Genomic DNA, 17,121 nt, shown 5'->3' with positions numbered 1-17,121 from the left:
ACAGGAATCCGCGGAGGATGACATGGTCAAGACAGCATTGTGGGTCCGGTTAGAAGCAAAACCCGGCAAGGAGAAAGAGGTCGAGGCGTTCCTGCTTGGCGGCCTTGCGCTAGTCGAGCAAGAGCCTGCGACGACCGCGTGGTTCGCGCTGCAGCTGAGTGCAAGCACGTTTGGCATCTTCGATGCCTTCCCCGATGAAGCCGGCCGCGATGCACATCTGTCCGGCAAGGTGGCCGAGGCGCTGATGGCGAAGGCGGGCGATTTGTTCGCCTCGCCGCCGCAGATCATGAAAGTCGATGTACTGGCCTCCAAGCTGCCGGGCTGAACTCGCCCGGTTCACACGGCACGTGAACGGTTTGCTGCGGCGTCGAGTGCCGCAGCAAACTTTCATCTCATCAATGATGATCGTTGAAATCCGCGCGCGGCTTCGGCGTTGCGGGCATCTTCGCGTATTCAAACTCCGGCAGCGCCTTGATTGCTGCCTTCGTCGCTCCAGCCAATACGATCTTGCCGCCGACTATATCGAGTTGCTCGATAGGAATGGCGACGTCGTGATGCGAGACGCCGGCGAACTGGCTGGCCGCGACAATCGCAAACGACACCGCCTTGTCCGGCGCCACGATGATGTCGTGGATCACGCCGACCCGGTCGCCGTTCTCATTGACAACCGGCTTGTTAAGGATGGATTTCTTGACACTCCAGCCGCCGAGGATGGCTGTGGATTCCTCCACGCTGATGCCGAGCGTCTGCGAGCCGGCAACTTGCGCCTGCGAAGGAAGGGCGACTTGAGCGAGCGCTGCTGCAAGTAGCGCTGCGATGAGTTTCGTCTTCATGTGTGTCCTCTTGCGCGAGTGAATGAGCAGGCAGGCGGTGCGTGCATGCATGGCTTTAGTCAGGAAGACCGAAAGACATACCTGCGCTGCCCGCCGGAAATACCATCGACTGAAAGTTGATAGCGGATGGTCACGGGTGGAGCGTTTTACTAATAGCGAAGACTTAAGCCACAACTAAATGAAAAGACGGCTTGATACGGGCGATACAAAATACATGGGGAAGCGAACGAGCATGCTTACGTCGATCAGGTCGAATATTGCGTAGCCCGGATAGCCCCTCAAGCGATGTGACACTGATGTGTCTGGTTTCGCAATAAGCGAGCTGATTGGACACGGCAACAGAACCTTGCCGAATGTTAGCGGCGAAATAAGTTTCTGTCAGGGAACAGCTAGCGGATGCTTCGAGGGATGGGCTGAGACGGGCGCGGCGGTATGCCGATTTATTCATGAAGTGCTGCTGGTGAGACCGAAACAAAAAGAGCCGCTATGTAGCGGCTCCTTTCATCAATGCAATTTAACTAACGCGTTAATTTTTCTCTGAGGCACTCGGATCATTGGTGCCGGCGTTCAATGCCCGAAATACACCGAACGTGTCGATGCAGGTTGCGCCATTGGAGTACTGCGCGCGCCGGCGGCATACGAACTATCGGTCGGTGAACCGTACGACGTTGCCACGACTCCGCTGTTCGCTTGCACGCGTTGCTCCGCTGCCTGGGACTGCGCCGGGTAGGTGGCGTGATCGCCTTCTACGTTATAGCCGGACTGCTCCATCCGAACAAGATCGGCCTTGACTGAAGCGCGGCTTACCGAGTCCGCGTCTTGCGCATAAGCGAATGCCGGTGCGCCTAGCGCGGAAGCAAGCACGATTGCGGGAACCAGTGACTTGAACATGATGGAATCTCCTCTCTTGTGTGTGTCGAGTTCGTTCCAGGACCAATGAGGTCATGCTGAACAATCTCAACAATGAAGTGTAGGTAAGTAAGTGTTGATGCATTAGCTGTGTATCTGTCGAAATAGTTTTGTGTGTCTTGCAATAATGAATCGATAAATGCACTGGAGCGGTGCGAATGCTGACAAATTAACCGCACGGTTAATGACCAGGCTTACGGTTCTGTCAGCGACTCAACGCTAGCAATCACCAGCGTGAACGTTAGCCTGATCGCTAGCTTGTCAACGTGACTGTTTCATTTAGGCAGACTGATCGTTTCAAATCGCCAATTGGCGTGGTTGCTGGTATTTGCGACACTGGCGCTCCTTTCAAGAACACGTCTAGCGTCGTGCGCAGGCAATCACGTTATGAGTTGGCTAAGGACACACGCAAGAACACACGCAAGGACTCACATCGCGACACGTAGCATCACGGCGTTGCATCAGGTAATCGTCTTCGCGTGCCCGCTGGCACTGTCCATTGCAGTCAATGCCGCAACGCCCAGGCCGTTTATCGTGGGCGCGGTTCCGGGCGCGTTGCCGCCAATGGAAATGAACGATCCAGATGATTCCGCTTTGCGCGTTCGCGGTGTCTCTGCCGATTTCGCGCAACGCGTGGCCATTGCGTTGCAAAGGCCGCTTGAATGGCGGACCTTTCCTGACCGTCCCGCCATGATGGACGCGCTGCGCCATCATCGGATCGATGCCGCGACCAGTGCGACCGGCAATGACGCAGGACCGGCGCTGCGTTATAGCCGGCCTTATGTTGTGACCAAGCAAGTCTTCGTTGAACGGCGCATCGAGGGCCGTCGTACAGGACGTGTTGCTTATGTCGAGCAGCAAACGTCGGCGCAACGGCTACGCGATGCTTATCCCGCGCTGCGCGCCGTGGGCTATCGCGACACGCTGAGTGCGCTGCTGGCTGTGTCACTCGGCGACGCGGACGCGTTTGTAGGAGACCTCGCCACGACGGGTTACACGATCGATCATCTGGACCTGGTGAGCCTCACCATCCCGGGCTTTGCCGCATTCGACGAAGCCGGCTACAGCTTCGCCTTCGCCGCCGACTCGGCCGGTGACTTGCAGCGTCAACGTGTGGATGCGGCGCTCGCCGCGCTGCCGCCGCGCTTTCTGCTGGAGGTGCGGGCGCGGTGGTCTGCCGCCGCCGCGGTGACGTTCAACCGGCCACTTATGTTGAGCGATGCGCAACGAGCGTGGATCACCGCGCATCCGGTGATCGACTACTCCATGTATGCAGACGCTGCGCCCATGACATTCCGCGATGCAAGCGGTAAGCCCGCGGGTCTGGCGGTCGATATGCTTGGCGCCATTGGCGCGCTCACGGGCCTTAACTTCGAAGGCCGCCTGCGCAGTTCGACAGAGCGTGTGACCGATGACCTGAGCGATGGCCGCGCGAGCCTGATCGCCTACGGGCTGAGCGCCGGCGACATTCCGCCGCAGTTCGCGCCCAGCAAACCGTATGGCGAAGGCGTGCTTGTGATCCTGACGCGCACGGGAGCGGAGCCGCTGCGCGACGCGCATGCGCTGGCGGGCAAACGCGTTGCGCTGTGGCGTAATCATGCGCTCATGAGCATGTTGCGCGAGCGCATGCCTTCGGTGCGTATTGTCGAGACATCGCCGATCAATGGCCAGTTCGACGCCGTGGTGAACGGCCAGGCCGATGCCACCATCATCGACCTGACCTTCGCCAACTATGCAGTCGGCAATCCGTATCGCAACAAGCTCGTCATCACGGGCGCGTTTTCGGATCAGCCTGTGCAGCACGGTTTTCTCATCGCGCGTGATCAGCCGATGCTGCTGGAAATCATGAACCGCGCGATCGAACACATGCAGCCGACAGAGCTCGACGCGATCCGCCGCCGCTGGATGCTGGTCGAGCACCCGGATAGCCAGTGGGAGCGGCGTCGTCCGCAAGTCATTTTTGGGGCGCTGCTGGGGGCGGCCCTGCTGGCATTGCTGATCGGCTGGGGCGTGTCGTTGAAAGCGCAGATCGCACGCCGGCGTGCGGCCGAACAGGCGATGCGCGCGGCCAAGGAAGAAGCCGAAACTGCGAACCGCGCGAAGTCGATCTTCCTCGCTGCCATGAGCCACGAAATCCGCACGCCGATGAATGCCGTGCTCGGACTTCTCGAACTCGAATTGCGCAGCCCGGGGGACCGCGCATCGACGCAGCGGGCGCTCGGGACGGCACATCAGGCGGCGCATGACCTGCTTGGAATGATCGACGATATTCTCGACATGGCGAAGATCGAAGCAGAGCGTCTGGTGTTGACGTCGGCGCCGCTGGAATTTGCTGAGTGGGTGAAAGGCGTGGCGGCGATCTATGAGCCGGCGGCGCGCAGCAAAGGCGTCGCGCTCGTGGTGCGCGCGCGTGGCCGTCAGGAGCACGAGCACGTTTGGGTGATGGCCGACGCGCTGCGCCTGCGGCAGGTGCTGGGCAACCTGTTGTCGAATGCGATCAAGTTTACGGATGCGGGACACGTGACGCTCGAGTATGCGATCGGGGCCGTGAAGCAAGGCAATGCTGGCGCGCATCGCGAACTCTTAATGGCGGTCTCCGACACCGGCATCGGTATCGCGGCGGATCAGCAAGCGTTGCTGTTCGCGCCCTTCGCGCAGGCGCGACAAGAGCGGCCCGGCCGTTTTGGCGGCACCGGTTTGGGCCTCACCATCTGCCGCCGCTTGATGACCATGATGGGTGGCACGATCCGATTGTCCAGCAAGCCTGGACAGGGAAGCCGCTTTACCGCGCGGGTACGGTTTCCTGTAGCCCGCCCGCCGTTGAACACGGCAGCGCCAGCACTCACGCTTGCTCTCGATACACATGACTTGCTCGGTCTGCATGTACTCGTTGTCGACGATCATCCCGCCAATCGCATCCTGCTGGCGAGCCAGTTGAAAACGCTTGGCTGCGTGATTGAAACCGCGAATGACGGTGTAGATGCTTTTGCGCGCTGGGAGCGGCGGCGGCAGGAGAGCACTTCGTTCGACTTGATCCTGACCGATTGTTCGATGCCCACGATGAGCGGCGAGGATCTCGCGCGCGCAATTCGTGAGCGTGAACTCGAGCGTGAACCGATGCCAACGTTGACGCGTAGGAACGCCAGGCCAAAGCCGACACCCATCATCGGCGTGACCGCGAATGCTCAACCCGAGGCGGTTACTCAAGCGCTCGACGCCGGCATGACGTTGTGCCTCGTCAAGCCTCTTGGGCTCGACGCGCTGGGCCGCGCGCTGGTGCTTGCCATACGCGATGAGCGAGAGTCGAAGGCCGCGGCGCCGAGCAGAGCCTTCTTCGATCGCGTTGTGGGTGCATCACCCATGCATGTGTCGACCGCATCGATTGGTTCTGCGAGATCCCTCGCGCCAGGCCATGTTCATTCCGATACCTATGGCCCCACTCAAAACTTCCCGGCGAACAGAGCGGTCTGCAGGGCCGTTTCAGCCGCATACAGCATGTCCCTTTCCTCTCCGGGGCAACTAGACACCACATCCGATAGCGCCTCGGACACAGCGTCTGAACCGGCTCAACCCGCAGTTGCTGAACCAGACTCGGCTCCTCCGTCCACGGCCCCGCGTTTCGACGCAGACCAGGTCAACGGCTTCGGTGATCAAGCCGCTGCCCTGATCGATGCAATGCTGTCGGCGAACCGCCAGGATCTGGAGGAAGCGGGCAGGGCGTTCGCATCGGGCGATTTCCATCGTCTGCTCGAACTGGCGCATCGGATGAAGGGAGCGGCGTTCGTGATCGGCGCCACGTCTTTCTCCGACGCCTGCCTGAGCCTGCAGCGTGCATGCGCGCTCAAGCCAGGACAAGGCTACGACACCGCGGCAATCCGCGCGGCCTATGCGTATTTCGTCGATGAAGCAATCGCGCTCAAGACGGCGCTCGAGCAGCACACTGCCTAAGCACGCAGATAGCCGCCAAGCCATCGACTGGCGTCGACCGCACGGGTCATTGCACCGCCGTGATTAATGACGATTCCGTTCCGGGAACGCGCATGTGTTTTAATTAGCCCCTCCTCTCGCTCCGACATATGGCCGTCGCGTCTCCGGCGCGGCCCGATCGCCGAATGAATAGAAGGTTTTCTCCGCATCATCGTTACCGCCGCCATGGTCGCCGGCGCGTTGCCACTGTCTGGTTCCTGCTCGCGCTGTCCGCCGGTGGTATGCCGGCGCACGCGCAAAAAGCCGAGCTGCTTGATCCGCGCGTGACCCAGACGACCATTGTGGACACGATCTGCCGCCCCGGTTATGCCGACGATGTCTTGCCGCCCTTCGACACCCTGCAGCACCAGAAGGAACAACTGCTGACTCAGCGCCATGTGGACCCGAAGACTGCATCGGACTATGCGCTCGATCACCGCATGCCGATCCTGCTTGGCGGTTCGCCGACCGCCGCCGCGAACCTCGACATCCGCCGCTGGGACGGGCGTGCCGGGCAACGCCGCAAGGAGCGGCTGGCGGTGTTTCTGAAGCGCTGCGTGTGTACGGGCGATATGCCGCTGGCAGCGGCACAGGCGGCCATGTCGGGCGACTGGCCGAACCGTTTCCGCAACTTGTCGAGCCCTACTTGTAATGGGTCGTGAGAACGCCGGGACCCAAGTCACTCCATGGTGAAGGTGTCTAGCGGTTCGTTGGCTTGCGTATCGATTGCGAAACGTCTCGCAAGCTGGTCGTGGAGACGGCGGGCTTCGTCGAGTGTCAGGTCGATCCAGTAGGGGTCTCCCGCCCCGTCATTCAACCGCTCGGGCGGAAACTGAATCTCCAGGACAATGCCTTTCTTGTAGCTCATCGTTGAACACCCAGCGCAGTCGCATAAAAGAACAGGCGTCGATGTTACCGGGCGCGAGCGCCCTCATTGCCATGCAGCGAGGAAACAGACTCTTGCCGCTGGTTAGATGACGTGGCTTAGGGGTAGGGAAGCCCCCAAGGGAAGCCCCTTGATGCCGGGGCCTCGCACCGCCCGGACACGTCTCTGCGACAAGTTGTCACGCCGTGGGCAGCGCTGCCCCGTCGATCAAATGACTGACGACGCGCTCACCCAGCGCCGGTCCGACGCTCATGCCCACGCCGCTATGCATGAACACACCGGTCACATTGGGCGCGGCGCGCAGAACAGAAAACGGTGCGTCCGACGTCCCGGTGCGCGCGCCATATACGCCTTGCCACCGCTCGACGACCCGCAGCGTGCCGCCGAGCGTGTCCTCGGCCAGACCGAGCAGGATGTCATCGATAGCCTGCGCATTGAAGGGCGACGGATCATCGCCATAATCGTGTGAATCGCCGACGATCAGGTCGCCTCGAGGCGTCGGACTCGCCAGCAGATGGATACCGTGCTCAAGCAACTCGGGTGCGCGCGTTGCCACTTCAGCCTGCAGCGCGGCGGCTTCGGGAAGGTCCGAGAACGCACCGTAATGCAGGCAGCTCAGTCCGGTCAGCACCGCGTGATCGAGGGTGAAAGGTGTGGTTGGCCGTACGCGCAGCATCTGCAAACGGCACACGCGCGGCTCAAGCCCGGCGATTTGCGGCGCGAGCAACGACAAATAGTCGTGCCCCGCGCAAACCACCACGTGCTCCGCGCGCCACTGACCCGCTGTCGTCTCGATCCGCCCGCCATCTACATCCTGCACGAGCGTCCCGAAGCGAAAATCCACGTTGAACACAAGCCGCAAGTAACTGATTAACGCAGGCACCGCTTCGCGCGAAAACACCTGCAAATCAGCGTGCCCATGGAGTGCCGCGCGATGTTTCTGGAAGCGGCCATCGTAGAGATCATCGAGCGCGGCGCGGGAAAGCAACGCGGCGTCGTAACCCGCTTCTTTGGCACGGGTTGCGGCGAACGCTTCCATAAGCTGCACTTCGGCCGCGCTGCGCGCAAACATGAGCGAGCCCGAACGCCGGACATGCAACGCCGCACCGGCCGCCCAGTCGAGCCATATTTTCCGCGATGCCTGCGCAAGCGCATGCATTGCGCCCGGCGGCTGGCCGGTCACCAGCACCATGCCAAAATTTCTGATCGACGCACCAACCGGCGTGCCGCTGCGCTCGAATACGGTGACGCGCAAGCCGCGTTTGGCGAACGCATACGCATGCGCCAGCCCGAGAATGCCCGCGCCGACAATCGCGACATCGGTATGAAGGGGAGTGAGTGTTGTTGTCATGGTCATCCGTATGACGGCCCTTCGCGTACTACAATACGCGCGGTCCCGTGGTTATTCCTTTGCTTGTTCATTCATTGCCGGCATGCCCGGCCGCACTCGATGCTCGCCGAACAACGCCATCAATACATCCTGTCGGAGCTGTCGAAAAACGGCGCGTTGTCGGTCGCCGAACTCGTGCGTGCGCTCGACGTGTCGCGCGAGACCATCCGCCGCGACCTCAACGCACTCGCCGAACGCGGCCTGATCGCGACCACCCACGGCGGCGCGCTGTCCAATGACCGTCGCGAGCCCGACCTCGATGTGCGCGAAGCGGCGAACGCCGCCGCGAAGCGTGCGATCGGCGAGCGTGCTGCCCAACTCGTCCCCGACGGTGCGTCGGTGATCATCGACTCGGGCAGCACGACGCAAGCTGTCGCGCGTGCACTGGGTGACCGGCACCGCTTGGTGGTCTATACCAACGACTGGCGCATCGCGCTGCTGCTCGGCCGCCGCAACGACAACAAGGTCACGCTGTTCGGCGGTGAGCTCTCCGACCATGAGGACGCGGTATTCGGGCTCGACACCGTGCAGCAACTCTCGCAGTACCACGTGGATTTTGCGTTTGTCGGCGCGGGCGCGATCACGCCGGAAGGCTTCCTGACCGACTACTCGCGCCTGGCCGCCGAAGTACGCAGCCGCATGATTTTGGCGGCGAGCGCAGCGGCTATCGTTGCGGACAACTCGAAGTTCGGCAACGTCACGCCCGTGCGTATCCGCGACTTCGAGAAGGCGCGTTATGTGATCACGGAAGTCGCGCCCGATAAAGCCATGCGCCGCGCCATCGCCGCGCGCGGGCCGGAATTGATGATCGCCTGAAAGCCGGCACTGTGCGTGTTCGCGCGGTGAAGTCACGCTGGCGTCAGGTCCGTCATGCCCACTTTCAGCGCGTCGAGCGCCCGCCCGATTGCCGCGACCGCGTTGTACATTTCGTTCGCATCAATAGCCCCGATGCACCCCACGCGGAACGTCTCCACCTCCGTCAGCTTGCCGGGATAAAGCACATAACCCGCATCGCGGACGGCTTCATAAAAGCGCTTGAAATCGTAGGACGGATCGCGCGGCGCATGGAATGTGACGATCACGGGCGCTTGCACCGCGGCGTCCAGGAACGGCTTGAAACCGAGCGACGCCATGCCGTCGATCAACGCGGCGCAATTGCGTTTATACCGCGCGCCGCGAGCCGGCTGACCGCCTTCATCGATGAACTGATCGAGCGCCGCGCGCAACGCGGCGACTACATGCGTTGGCGGCGTAAAGCGCCATTGCGTGGTCTTCAGCATGTACGCGTATTGATCGTGGAGATCGAGCGCAAGAGACCGCGAAATGCCCGCCGACGCTTCCAGCAACGCGCGCCGTACGATCACGAAACCCATCCCCGGAACGCCTTCGAGACACTTGCCGCTGGCGGAAATCACGGCATCGATTCCCCCCTTCGATACATCGATAGGCAATGCGCCGAACGAACTCATTGCGTCGACGATCAGGCTCTTGCCATGTTGCTTGCACAACGCCGCGATCTCATCGAGCGGGTTCAGCAAGCCCGCGCTCGTTTCCAGATGCACCTGCGCCACATGCGTGATGCGCGGCTCGCGGCGAAATGCTTCCTCGATCCGCGCGACGCTGGCCGGTTCGTCATCGCGAAACTTCAACTCGATCGACGCCAACCCCAGCCGCTCCAGTATTTTCAGTAAGCGCGTGCAGTACGCGCCGTTGTTTGGCACGAGCACCACGGCGTCGCGCGGCACGAGCGAACCGAGCGCGGCTTCCACCGAAAATGTGCCGCTGCCTTGCATGGGGACGCACACGAAATCTTTTTGACCGGACACGATGGCAAGCAGGTCGCGGCAGATATCGCTTGTCATCCGGTTGAAAGCTGCGTCCCAGGAACCCCAGTCGCGCAGCATCGCCTGGCGGGTGGCAGGCGATGTAGTCAGTGGGCCGGGGGTCAGTAAAATCGGGTCGCTTCCGTTGATCACGGTTTCCTCCATTCATAGCTTCAGGCACCGCTTCGACGGCTTGGTCGACTTCGGTCGACGCTTAAGTCTCCTGCGGCAGGTCTGAAATAGTCTACGTCGGAATTTTGGCGAAATGTGGTCTTTGTTGGAAAAATGTGGCATCGTCACGTCGCTGTCATGAAGTTCTGTGATCCTTCGTTCGGGTTGCCGGCGGACTGAAATCCTGGAACGCTGCACCAATGAATCATCGGACGCATCGGACGAAAGAAGAGTCGAACCGATGTTTAGAAAAACGTGCAAGAAAACGTGCATCTAACCTCACGCCATCTGGTCGTATCCGCCTTCCCGGAGAAACAAGCACCATGACAAAAAATCGCTTCCCCGCATCCCGTTTTGCAAAGCGCGTGTTGCCGGCACTCGCCGTTGCCGCTTTCGCGAGCGTTGTGACCGTGCCGGCTTTCGCCGCCGATGCAGTCGTGCTGTACAGCGCCGACGGCCTGGAAAACTTGTACAAGGACGTATTGCCGGCCTTTGAAAAGAAGGAAGGCGTGAAGGTCAACATCGTGATCGCGGGTAGCGGGGAAGTCGTGAATCGCGCGACGGTGGAAAAGGATTCGCCGAAAGCGGACGTGCTCGTCACGTTGCCGCCGTTCATCCAGCAGGCGTCGCAAGCCGGCTTGCTGCAGCCCTACCAGAGCGTCAACTACGCGAACGTGCCGGCGATCGCGAAAGCGCCGGACGGCGCCTGGGCGACCTTCGTGAACAACTATTTCTCGTTCGCGATCAACCCGGAAATCACGAAGACCGCGCCGAAGACCTTTGCTGATCTGCTGCATCCCGACTTCAGCGGCAAGATTGCGTATTCGAATCCGGCCACCGCGGGTGACGGCATGGCCGTGATCATCCTGACGAGCGCACTGATGGGCGAAGACAAGGCGTTCGACTACCTGAAGAATCTGGAAAAGAGCGCAAAATTCCACACCAAGGGCACGGGTTATCTCGACGTCCTGCTCTCGCGCAATGAGATCGCATTCGCCAACGGCGACTTGCAGATGGACCTGGACGACTCGACCAACGGCGGCCTCTCGCTCAAGCCGGTCTTCCTCTCGGCCAAGCCGGGCGACGCACCGACGACGTTCCAGTTGCCCTACGCAATCGGCCTGATCAAGGGCGGCCCGAACCAGGCTGAAGGCAAGAAGCTGGTGGACTACCTGATGTCGAAGGAAGTGCAGGCGAAGGTACCGGATATCTACGGTATTCCGGGCCGTACCGACGTGCCGCTGGCAGGCAAGAATGGCGAAACGGTCAAGCAGGCGATCGCGGGCGTGAAGCTGATTCCGGTGGACTGGAACCAGGTGATGGAGAAGAAGGCCGCATGGACGACGCGCTGGAAAAACGACGTGATCGGCAACTCGGACAAACAGCTCGAAGTCGTCAAGCCGAAGTCTTAAGCCGTTGCTAATTTAGACCTTCGGGCTCGTCCTGTTTCCACCAGCCTTTCAAGGATGCGAACCGTGAACACTTTGACGCTGGCTCCGGCCGCTCGCGAAGTTGCCGCCGTGGATTCAAATCAGCACGCGCACGGCGGCGTGCGTATCGACCGCTTGAGCGTGCGCTTCGGCACGCGCACGGTGCTCGACGATCTGTCGCTGACTATCGAGCGCGGGGAATTGCTCACCGTGCTCGGCCGTAGCGGCTGCGGCAAGACCACGTTGCTGCGGTTTATAGCAGGCTTTATTGAAGCGGACGGGCTCGCGGGAACGCTGACGGTGGCGGGGCGGGACCTCACGCACGTGCCGCCGTTCAAGCGCAATCTCGGCTTGCTGTTCCAGAGTTACGCGCTGTTTCCGCATTTGTCGGTGTACGACAATGTCGCGTTCGGTTTGCGGGCGCGGCGCTTGAAAGCCGGTGAGATCGCACGGCGGGTAGCCGATGCACTCAAACTCGTGCAACTCGGCGACGCGGGGCATGTGATGCCCGCGCAGCTGTCGGGCGGCATGCAGCAGCGCGTTGCGTTGGCGCGCGCGCTGGTGATCGAGCCGGATGTGCTGCTGCTGGACGAGCCACTATCCGCACTCGATGCCAACCTGCGCGCCTCCGTACGTACCGAACTCAAGGCGTTGCATGAGCGTTTGCCGAACCTGACTATTGTCTGCGTGACGCACGATCAGGACGACGCGCTAGTGCTTTCCGACCGCACATTGCTGATGCGCGATGGCCGCATTGCGCAACTCGGCACGCCGCGCGAACTCTACGACAACCCGAAGGACGCGTTCGTCGCGCGCTATCTTGGCGCGGCGAATTTGTTGCCGCCATCGATCATGTTTCCCATCGGCGATGCCCGTCACGACGATCGCGAGCATGTAGCGTGCGTGCGCCCCGAGTGCCTCAAGATCGTGCCGCTCGGCGATGCTCAACTGCATGGCACCATCGCTTCAGTGGAGTGGTACGGCGCGGCGTTGTCGGTATCGGTGATGCTAGACGCGCTGCCCGATCAACCCGTGCTGGTCACCATGCAGCGTGCCCACGGCCCGATGCCCGTGAAGGGCGCGCGCGTTTCCCTACGCCACGAGGTTGACGATGTCGTCCTTATCAGTGAGTGAACACGTAGTCGACGACGTTGCGCATACCGCGGCCAAGCGGCGTCGCGAACGCCTGGCACAGTGGCATTTGTGGTTCATTCTCGTGGTCGTACTCGGCCCGCTGGTCATCTATCCGCTGCTGCAACTCCTGATCCTCAGCGTGAGCGGTGCGCATGGCATGAGCTTTCATGCCTACACCGCGTTCTTCAGCAATCCTGAGACTAGCGGGGTGATTGGCACAACGCTGGGCATTCTCTTTGCCAGCGCGACACTCGCTTCATTGCTCGGCGTGCTGCTCGCGGCCATGCTGTTTTTCAAGCCATTCCCGGGCGCGAAACTGGTCACGCGGTTCCTCGAATTATTCGTCGCGTTCCCGTCGTTCCTGGTGGCGTTCACGCTGATCTTTTTGTATGGCTCGCAGGGGTCGGTGAGCATCGGCTTGCAGCGGCTTTTCAACACGCAGGACCCGCCGCTCAACTTCTTGTTCGGTATTGGCGGCGTGATTCTCGCGGAGGTCGTGTTCTACGCGCCGTTCGTCGTGCGGCCCACGCTGGCGTCGTTCGCGACGCTCGACATGCGCTTGATCGAAGCCGCCAAGAGCCTTGGCGCGAACGGCTGGATGGTTGCGTTCAAGGTAATCTTGCCGCTCGCGTGGCCCGGTATTGCCGCAGGCACAATCCTCTGTTTTCTGCTGACGCTCAACGAATTCGGCATTCTGCTGGTGCTCGGCAGCGCACATCTGATTACCTTGCCAATGGCCATTTATAGCTCGGCTACGGTCGATCTCGACTTGCCGACGGCCGCCGCCGGCGCGGTCGTGATGCTTGCGATGTCACTCTCGTTGTACGCGCTGTATAGACGGGTCAATCGACGCACGGGAGGCCGCAATGGCAACTGAATTTACGCTGCCCGCAAGCACGTCGAAGCCGTATTCGCTGAAGCGGATCGGCGGGTGGATATTTACGGTTTTTGCCGCACTGCTCTGCTTCTGGTTGTTCGTGCTGCCGGTGATCGTGGTGGCGCTGTCCAGCGTGGCGTCGCACTGGTCGGGAACCATCTTCCCCGATGGTTTCAGCATGCGCTGGTTCGAACGTTTGGGCGGAAGTGATCTCGATGCGTTGACCACGAGCCTCGAAGTCGGCTTCGGCGTCGCAGTGTTGGGTACGGTGCTCGGCCTGTGGCTGGCGCTTGCGCTGGAAGGCCGTGACCGCCGCGGCGTGGGCGCGTGGGTCGACACCATCGCGATGATGCCCAATGGCGTGCCGAGCGTCGTGCTCGGCCTTGCCGTGTTGATTGCGTATCACAAGAAACCGCTGGATATATCGGGGTCGGCGGCAATCGTCGTGCTTGTGCAGCTCGCGCTTGTGCTGCCGTTTTGTTATCGATGCGCGGCCGCCGCGCTGCGCCCCGAACTGACCATCTTGCGAGAAGCCGCTGCAAGCCTCGGCGCGCCGCCTTCAATGGTCCTCTCGCGCGTTGTCCTGCCGCAGCTTGTCCCCGCGATCCGCGCGAGCCTTGCGTTGGGATTCGCGTTGTCGCTCGGCGAACTGGGCGCGACGCTGACCGTTTATCCGCCGGGTTTCGCCACCGTGCCGATCGTGGTGGTCGGGCAGGTGAATCGCGGTTATTACTTGCCGGCATCGGCACTTTCGCTGATCTTGCTGGCCGTTTCACTCGCGGCATTGCTGCTGATCGCGGCAAAAGTGCCACGGCGGCGGATGGCCTGATCCAGGCCGGTCCCGCTGAAAGTCCCATTTTTCGGGACTTTTTTATGTCGAAAAATGTGGCAAATATTGGCGTTGTGCATCAAAATATGGAATCGCGTTTTTAACCGCAACGGTTAGAAGAATCGCTGGTTCATCACGGGAAGGAACCTCATGTCCACGTCCACCGAAATGCTTATGGAAGTTAATGGCCGCGCTTATGGGCCGGCGCGCGCGCTGACCGTGGTCGTCTGCGTCGACGGCTGCGAATACGATTACCTGGAAGCGGCGGTTGCAGCGGGTGTCGCGCCGTTTATCGGCACCATGCTGCGGGGCGGGTCGGCCTTTCGCGCCGACTGCGTGATTCCATCGTTCACCAACCCGAATAACTTGTCGATCGTGACGGGTGTTCCGCCTTCCGTGCATGGCATTTGCGGCAACTATTTCTTCGATCCGCAAGCGAACGGCGGCAAGGGCGGCGAAGTGATGATGAACGACCCGGCGTATCTTCGCGCCGGTACGATCCTCGCGGCCGCGGCGCAACGCGGCGATAAGGTCGCGGTGATCACGGCGAAGGACAAACTGCGCCGGTTGCTTGGCTGGCAACTCGACGGCATCTGTTTCTCGGCGGAGAAAGCGGACGCGGTGACGCTCGCGGAGAACGGCATCGAAAACGTGCTTGAGCTGGTCGGCAAGCCGGTGCCGGACGTCTATAGCGCCGATCTTTCGGAGTTCGTTTTTGCGGCCGGCGTACGGCTTGCCGAAACCCGCAAGATTGACCTCATGTACCTGTCGACCACGGACTACGTGCAGCATAAATGCGCGCCCGGCACGGACGGCGCGAACGCGTTCTACGCAATGATGGACGGCTACCTCGCGCGCCTCAACGAACTCGGCGCGGTGATCGGGCTGACCGCAGACCACGGCATGAACGCTAAACACGACGTCACGACCGGCGAGCCGAACGTGGTGTATCTGCAAGACTGGCTCGACGAAACGCTGGACGCACCGAACGCGCGCGTGATCCTGCCGATTACCGATCCCTACGTAGTCCACCACGGAGCGCTTGGTTCGTTCGCAACTATCTACCTGCCAGGTTCCGTCGATGCAAAAGCGTTAGCAGCGCGCATTGCCGAACTGCCGGGCGTGGATATCGTGCTCGACAACAAGGCCGCGTGCGAGCGCTTCGAATTGCCGAATGATCGCGTGGGAGATCTGGTCGTCGTGAGCGGCCGCAACACGGTCCTCGGCACCCGGCGCGCGGAGCACGACCTGTCAGGATTGACCGTACCGTTGCGCTCGCATGGCGGCGTGTCCGAGCAGGAAGTACCCTTGTTGTTCAATCGTCCAACCGATGGTTTCGAGGCGAAGCGTGACGGGAAGCGCCTGCGCAACTTCGATGTCTTCAGCATCGCGTTGAATCATCTGGAGCTTGCATCATGAGCGCCGTTCTTGCGGTTGAGCAACATGCGCTACGGGTCGAAACGCTGCGCCTGAAGGGCGAGCGTGCGGCGCGTGCTCGCACTATCGATGTTCTCGATCCGTACACGAATACACGCATAGGCACCGTGCCAATGGCGAGCGTCGACGACGTGCGCGACGCATTCGAGTACGCCGCGAATTACCGCTCCACGCTGACGCGCTATGAACGCTCGCAGATTCTCGAACGCGCTGCTGCGTTGCTGCGTGAGCGCACGGAAGAGGCGTCGGATCTTATTTCACTTGAATCGGGTTTGTCGAAACAGGACTCGCGTTATGAAATTGGCCGCGTGGCCGACGTGTTCAAATTCGCCGCGATGGAAGCGTTGCGCGACGATGGCCAAAGTTTTTCCTGCGACCTGACCCCGCACGGCAAGGCCCGCCGCGTGTTTTCGCAGCGTGAACCGCTGGCCGGTGTGATCGTCGCGATCACACCCTTTAATCATCCGATGAATCAAGTCGCGCATAAGCTTGCGCCGGCTATTGCGACGAATAATAGGGTGATCCTGAAGCCATCGGAGAAGGTGCCGTTATCGGCTTATTACCTCGCCGATATTTTGGCCGAAGCCGGTTTGCCCGCACCCATGCTGCAGGTTTTAACGGGCGACCCGCGCGAGATCGCTGAAGAGCTCGTCACCAACCGCTATGCCGACCTCGTCACTTTTACCGGCGGCGTAGCGATTGGCAAGGCGATTGCGGCGAAGGCGGGGTACAGGCGCGTGGTCCTGGAACTCGGCGGCAATGATCCGCTGATCGTGCTGGACGACGCCGACCTGGAACGTGCAGCAACGCTTGCCGTGCAGGGCTCGTACAAGAACTCCGGACAACGCTGCACGGCGGTCAAGCGCATGCTGGTGCAGAAGAGCGTGGCCGCCCGGTTCACTGAACTCGTGGTGGAAAAAACGCTTGAGTGGACTTACGGCGATCCCTTCGATCCCGCCAACCAGATGGGCACGGTGATCGACGAAACCGCGGCCAGGTCATTCGAAGCACGTGTGAACGAAGCGGTATCGAATGGAGCGCGATTGCTCTGCGGCAATCACCGCCACGGCGCGCTGTATTCGCCCACGGTGCTTGATCGCGTCGATCCATCGATGACGCTGGTGCGTGAGGAAACCTTCGGGCCGGTGTCGCCGATCATCGAATTCGATACCATCGATGACGCCATCCGCATCAGCAACGGCACCGCGTTCGGGTTGTCGTCCGGCGTGTGTACGGACCGCGCGGACCTGATCACGCGCTTTGTGAACGAACTGCGCGTGGGCACTGTCAACGTGTGGGAAGTGCCGGGTTACCGGATCGAGTTGACGCCGTTCGGCGGTATCAAGGACTCGGGTCTCGGTTACAAGGAAGGCGTTCAGGAAGCGATGAAAAGCTTCACAAACCTCAAGACTTTTTCTTTGCCCTGGGCTTGAATC

The 17,121-nt window shown here is 61.1% G+C and carries 15 protein-coding genes; 10 read left to right on the top strand and 5 right to left on the bottom strand.

From position 1 onward, the window contains the following. Positions 1-22: 22 nt before the first annotated feature. The gene (locus ACSQ83_RS02670) at positions 23-325 is read left to right on the top strand and encodes a putative quinol monooxygenase (RefSeq protein ID WP_414949233.1); all 303 of its coding nucleotides are present in this window, start codon (positions 23-25) and stop codon (positions 323-325) included. A gap of 70 nt (positions 326-395) precedes the next feature. On the opposite strand, the gene ACSQ83_RS02665 is transcribed toward ACSQ83_RS02670, so the two are convergent. Continuing rightward, complete coding sequence (locus ACSQ83_RS02665) at positions 396-833, bottom strand: PRC-barrel domain-containing protein (RefSeq protein ID WP_414949234.1); 438 nt, start codon at positions 831-833, stop codon at positions 396-398. Positions 834-1,400: 567 nt separating this feature from the next. Beyond that, positions 1,401-1,724 (bottom strand): DUF4148 domain-containing protein, encoded by a 324-nt coding sequence (locus ACSQ83_RS02660; RefSeq protein WP_414966802.1) that lies wholly within the window; start codon positions 1,722-1,724, stop codon positions 1,401-1,403. A 474-nt stretch (positions 1,725-2,198) separates the two neighbouring features. Here ACSQ83_RS02660 and ACSQ83_RS02655 point away from each other — a divergent pair, with 474 nt between their 5' ends. Together ACSQ83_RS02655 and ACSQ83_RS02650 are read left to right on the top strand one after the other, a co-directional pair. Beyond that, on the top strand, positions 2,199-5,690 hold the full coding sequence (locus tag ACSQ83_RS02655) for an ATP-binding protein (RefSeq protein WP_436227139.1): 3,492 nt from the start codon (positions 2,199-2,201) through the stop codon (positions 5,688-5,690). Between the two features lie 164 nt (positions 5,691-5,854). Beyond that, the gene (locus tag ACSQ83_RS02650; RefSeq protein ID WP_414949239.1) at positions 5,855-6,370 is read left to right on the top strand and encodes a hypothetical protein; all 516 of its coding nucleotides are present in this window, start codon (positions 5,855-5,857) and stop codon (positions 6,368-6,370) included. A 17-nt stretch (positions 6,371-6,387) separates the two neighbouring features. Here the strand turns inward: ACSQ83_RS02650 and ACSQ83_RS02645 are convergent, their stop codons facing one another. Continuing rightward, positions 6,388-6,576, bottom strand: coding sequence for a hypothetical protein (locus ACSQ83_RS02645; protein WP_414949240.1), 189 nt, complete (start codon positions 6,574-6,576; stop codon positions 6,388-6,390). Between the two features lie 196 nt (positions 6,577-6,772). After that, complete coding sequence (locus ACSQ83_RS02640) at positions 6,773-7,957, bottom strand: TIGR03364 family FAD-dependent oxidoreductase (RefSeq protein ID WP_436227284.1); 1,185 nt, start codon at positions 7,955-7,957, stop codon at positions 6,773-6,775. 87 nt (positions 7,958-8,044) lie between these two features. On the opposite strand from ACSQ83_RS02640, the gene ACSQ83_RS02635 reads away from it, so the two are divergent. After that, positions 8,045-8,800, top strand: coding sequence for a DeoR/GlpR family DNA-binding transcription regulator (locus ACSQ83_RS02635; protein WP_414949241.1), 756 nt, complete (start codon positions 8,045-8,047; stop codon positions 8,798-8,800). A 32-nt stretch (positions 8,801-8,832) separates the two neighbouring features. Here ACSQ83_RS02635 and ACSQ83_RS02630 read toward each other — a convergent pair whose 3' ends face one another. Next, the gene (locus ACSQ83_RS02630) at positions 8,833-9,972 is read right to left on the bottom strand and encodes a 2-aminoethylphosphonate--pyruvate transaminase (protein WP_414949243.1); all 1,140 of its coding nucleotides are present in this window, start codon (positions 9,970-9,972) and stop codon (positions 8,833-8,835) included. A gap of 329 nt (positions 9,973-10,301) precedes the next feature. Here ACSQ83_RS02630 and phnS point away from each other — a divergent pair, with 329 nt between their 5' ends. The 6 genes from phnS to phnY all read left to right on the top strand — a co-directional run bounded on the left by phnS (position 10,302) and on the right by phnY (position 17,118). Continuing rightward, positions 10,302-11,390, top strand: a complete 1,089-nt coding sequence (phnS, locus tag ACSQ83_RS02625) for a 2-aminoethylphosphonate ABC transporter substrate-binding protein (protein WP_414949244.1) — start codon at positions 10,302-10,304, stop codon at positions 11,388-11,390. Positions 11,391-11,453: 63 nt separating this feature from the next. Then, positions 11,454-12,542 (top strand): 2-aminoethylphosphonate ABC transport system ATP-binding subunit PhnT, encoded by a 1,089-nt coding sequence (gene phnT / locus ACSQ83_RS02620; RefSeq protein ID WP_414966800.1) that lies wholly within the window; start codon positions 11,454-11,456, stop codon positions 12,540-12,542. Further along, complete coding sequence (locus tag ACSQ83_RS02615) at positions 12,520-13,419, top strand: 2-aminoethylphosphonate ABC transporter permease subunit (protein WP_414949246.1); 900 nt, start codon at positions 12,520-12,522, stop codon at positions 13,417-13,419. Before phnT ends, ACSQ83_RS02615 begins: the two co-directional genes overlap by 23 nt. Further along, a complete protein-coding gene (gene phnV / locus ACSQ83_RS02610; RefSeq protein WP_414949248.1) occupies positions 13,409-14,248 on the top strand; it encodes a 2-aminoethylphosphonate ABC transport system, membrane component PhnV in 840 nt (279 codons plus the stop codon). Before ACSQ83_RS02615 ends, phnV begins: the two co-directional genes overlap by 11 nt. A 150-nt stretch (positions 14,249-14,398) precedes the next feature. Then, entirely contained in the window at positions 14,399-15,667 is a 1,269-nt protein-coding gene (gene phnA, locus ACSQ83_RS02605) for a phosphonoacetate hydrolase (RefSeq protein WP_436227138.1), read from the top strand. Then, positions 15,664-17,118 (top strand): phosphonoacetaldehyde dehydrogenase, encoded by a 1,455-nt coding sequence (gene phnY, locus ACSQ83_RS02600; RefSeq protein ID WP_414949252.1) that lies wholly within the window; start codon positions 15,664-15,666, stop codon positions 17,116-17,118. Before phnA ends, phnY begins: the two co-directional genes overlap by 4 nt. Positions 17,119-17,121 lie beyond the last annotated feature (3 nt).

It is taken from the genome of Caballeronia sp. LjRoot29 (assembly GCF_964252755.1).
Classification (GTDB): Bacteria; Pseudomonadota; Gammaproteobacteria; order Burkholderiales; family Burkholderiaceae; genus Caballeronia.
This window is presented reverse-complemented; position numbering and strand designations above follow the sequence as displayed.

Bases quoted from the DNA above. Each gene is read 5' to 3' on its own strand.
- ACSQ83_RS02670 (WP_414949233.1), top strand. From the start codon at position 23: ATGGTCAAGACAGCATTGTGGGTCCGGTTAGAAGCAAAACCCGGCAAG.
- ACSQ83_RS02665 (WP_414949234.1), bottom strand. From the start codon at position 833: ATGAAGACGAAACTCATCGCAGCGCTACTTGCAGCAGCGCTCGCTCAA.
- ACSQ83_RS02660 (WP_414966802.1), bottom strand. From the start codon at position 1,724: ATGTTCAAGTCACTGGTTCCCGCAATCGTGCTTGCTTCCGCGCTAGGC.
- ACSQ83_RS02650 (WP_414949239.1), top strand. From the start codon at position 5,855: ATGAATAGAAGGTTTTCTCCGCATCATCGTTACCGCCGCCATGGTCGC.
- ACSQ83_RS02645 (WP_414949240.1), bottom strand. From the start codon at position 6,576: ATGAGCTACAAGAAAGGCATTGTCCTGGAGATTCAGTTTCCGCCCGAG.
- ACSQ83_RS02635 (WP_414949241.1), top strand. From the start codon at position 8,045: ATGCTCGCCGAACAACGCCATCAATACATCCTGTCGGAGCTGTCGAAA.
- ACSQ83_RS02630 (WP_414949243.1), bottom strand. From the start codon at position 9,972: ATGGAGGAAACCGTGATCAACGGAAGCGACCCGATTTTACTGACCCCC.
- phnS (WP_414949244.1), top strand. From the start codon at position 10,302: ATGACAAAAAATCGCTTCCCCGCATCCCGTTTTGCAAAGCGCGTGTTG.
- ACSQ83_RS02615 (WP_414949246.1), top strand. From the start codon at position 12,520: ATGTCGTCCTTATCAGTGAGTGAACACGTAGTCGACGACGTTGCGCAT.
- phnV (WP_414949248.1), top strand. From the start codon at position 13,409: ATGGCAACTGAATTTACGCTGCCCGCAAGCACGTCGAAGCCGTATTCG.
- phnA (WP_436227138.1), top strand. From the start codon at position 14,399: ATGTCCACGTCCACCGAAATGCTTATGGAAGTTAATGGCCGCGCTTAT.
- phnY (WP_414949252.1), top strand. From the start codon at position 15,664: ATGAGCGCCGTTCTTGCGGTTGAGCAACATGCGCTACGGGTCGAAACG.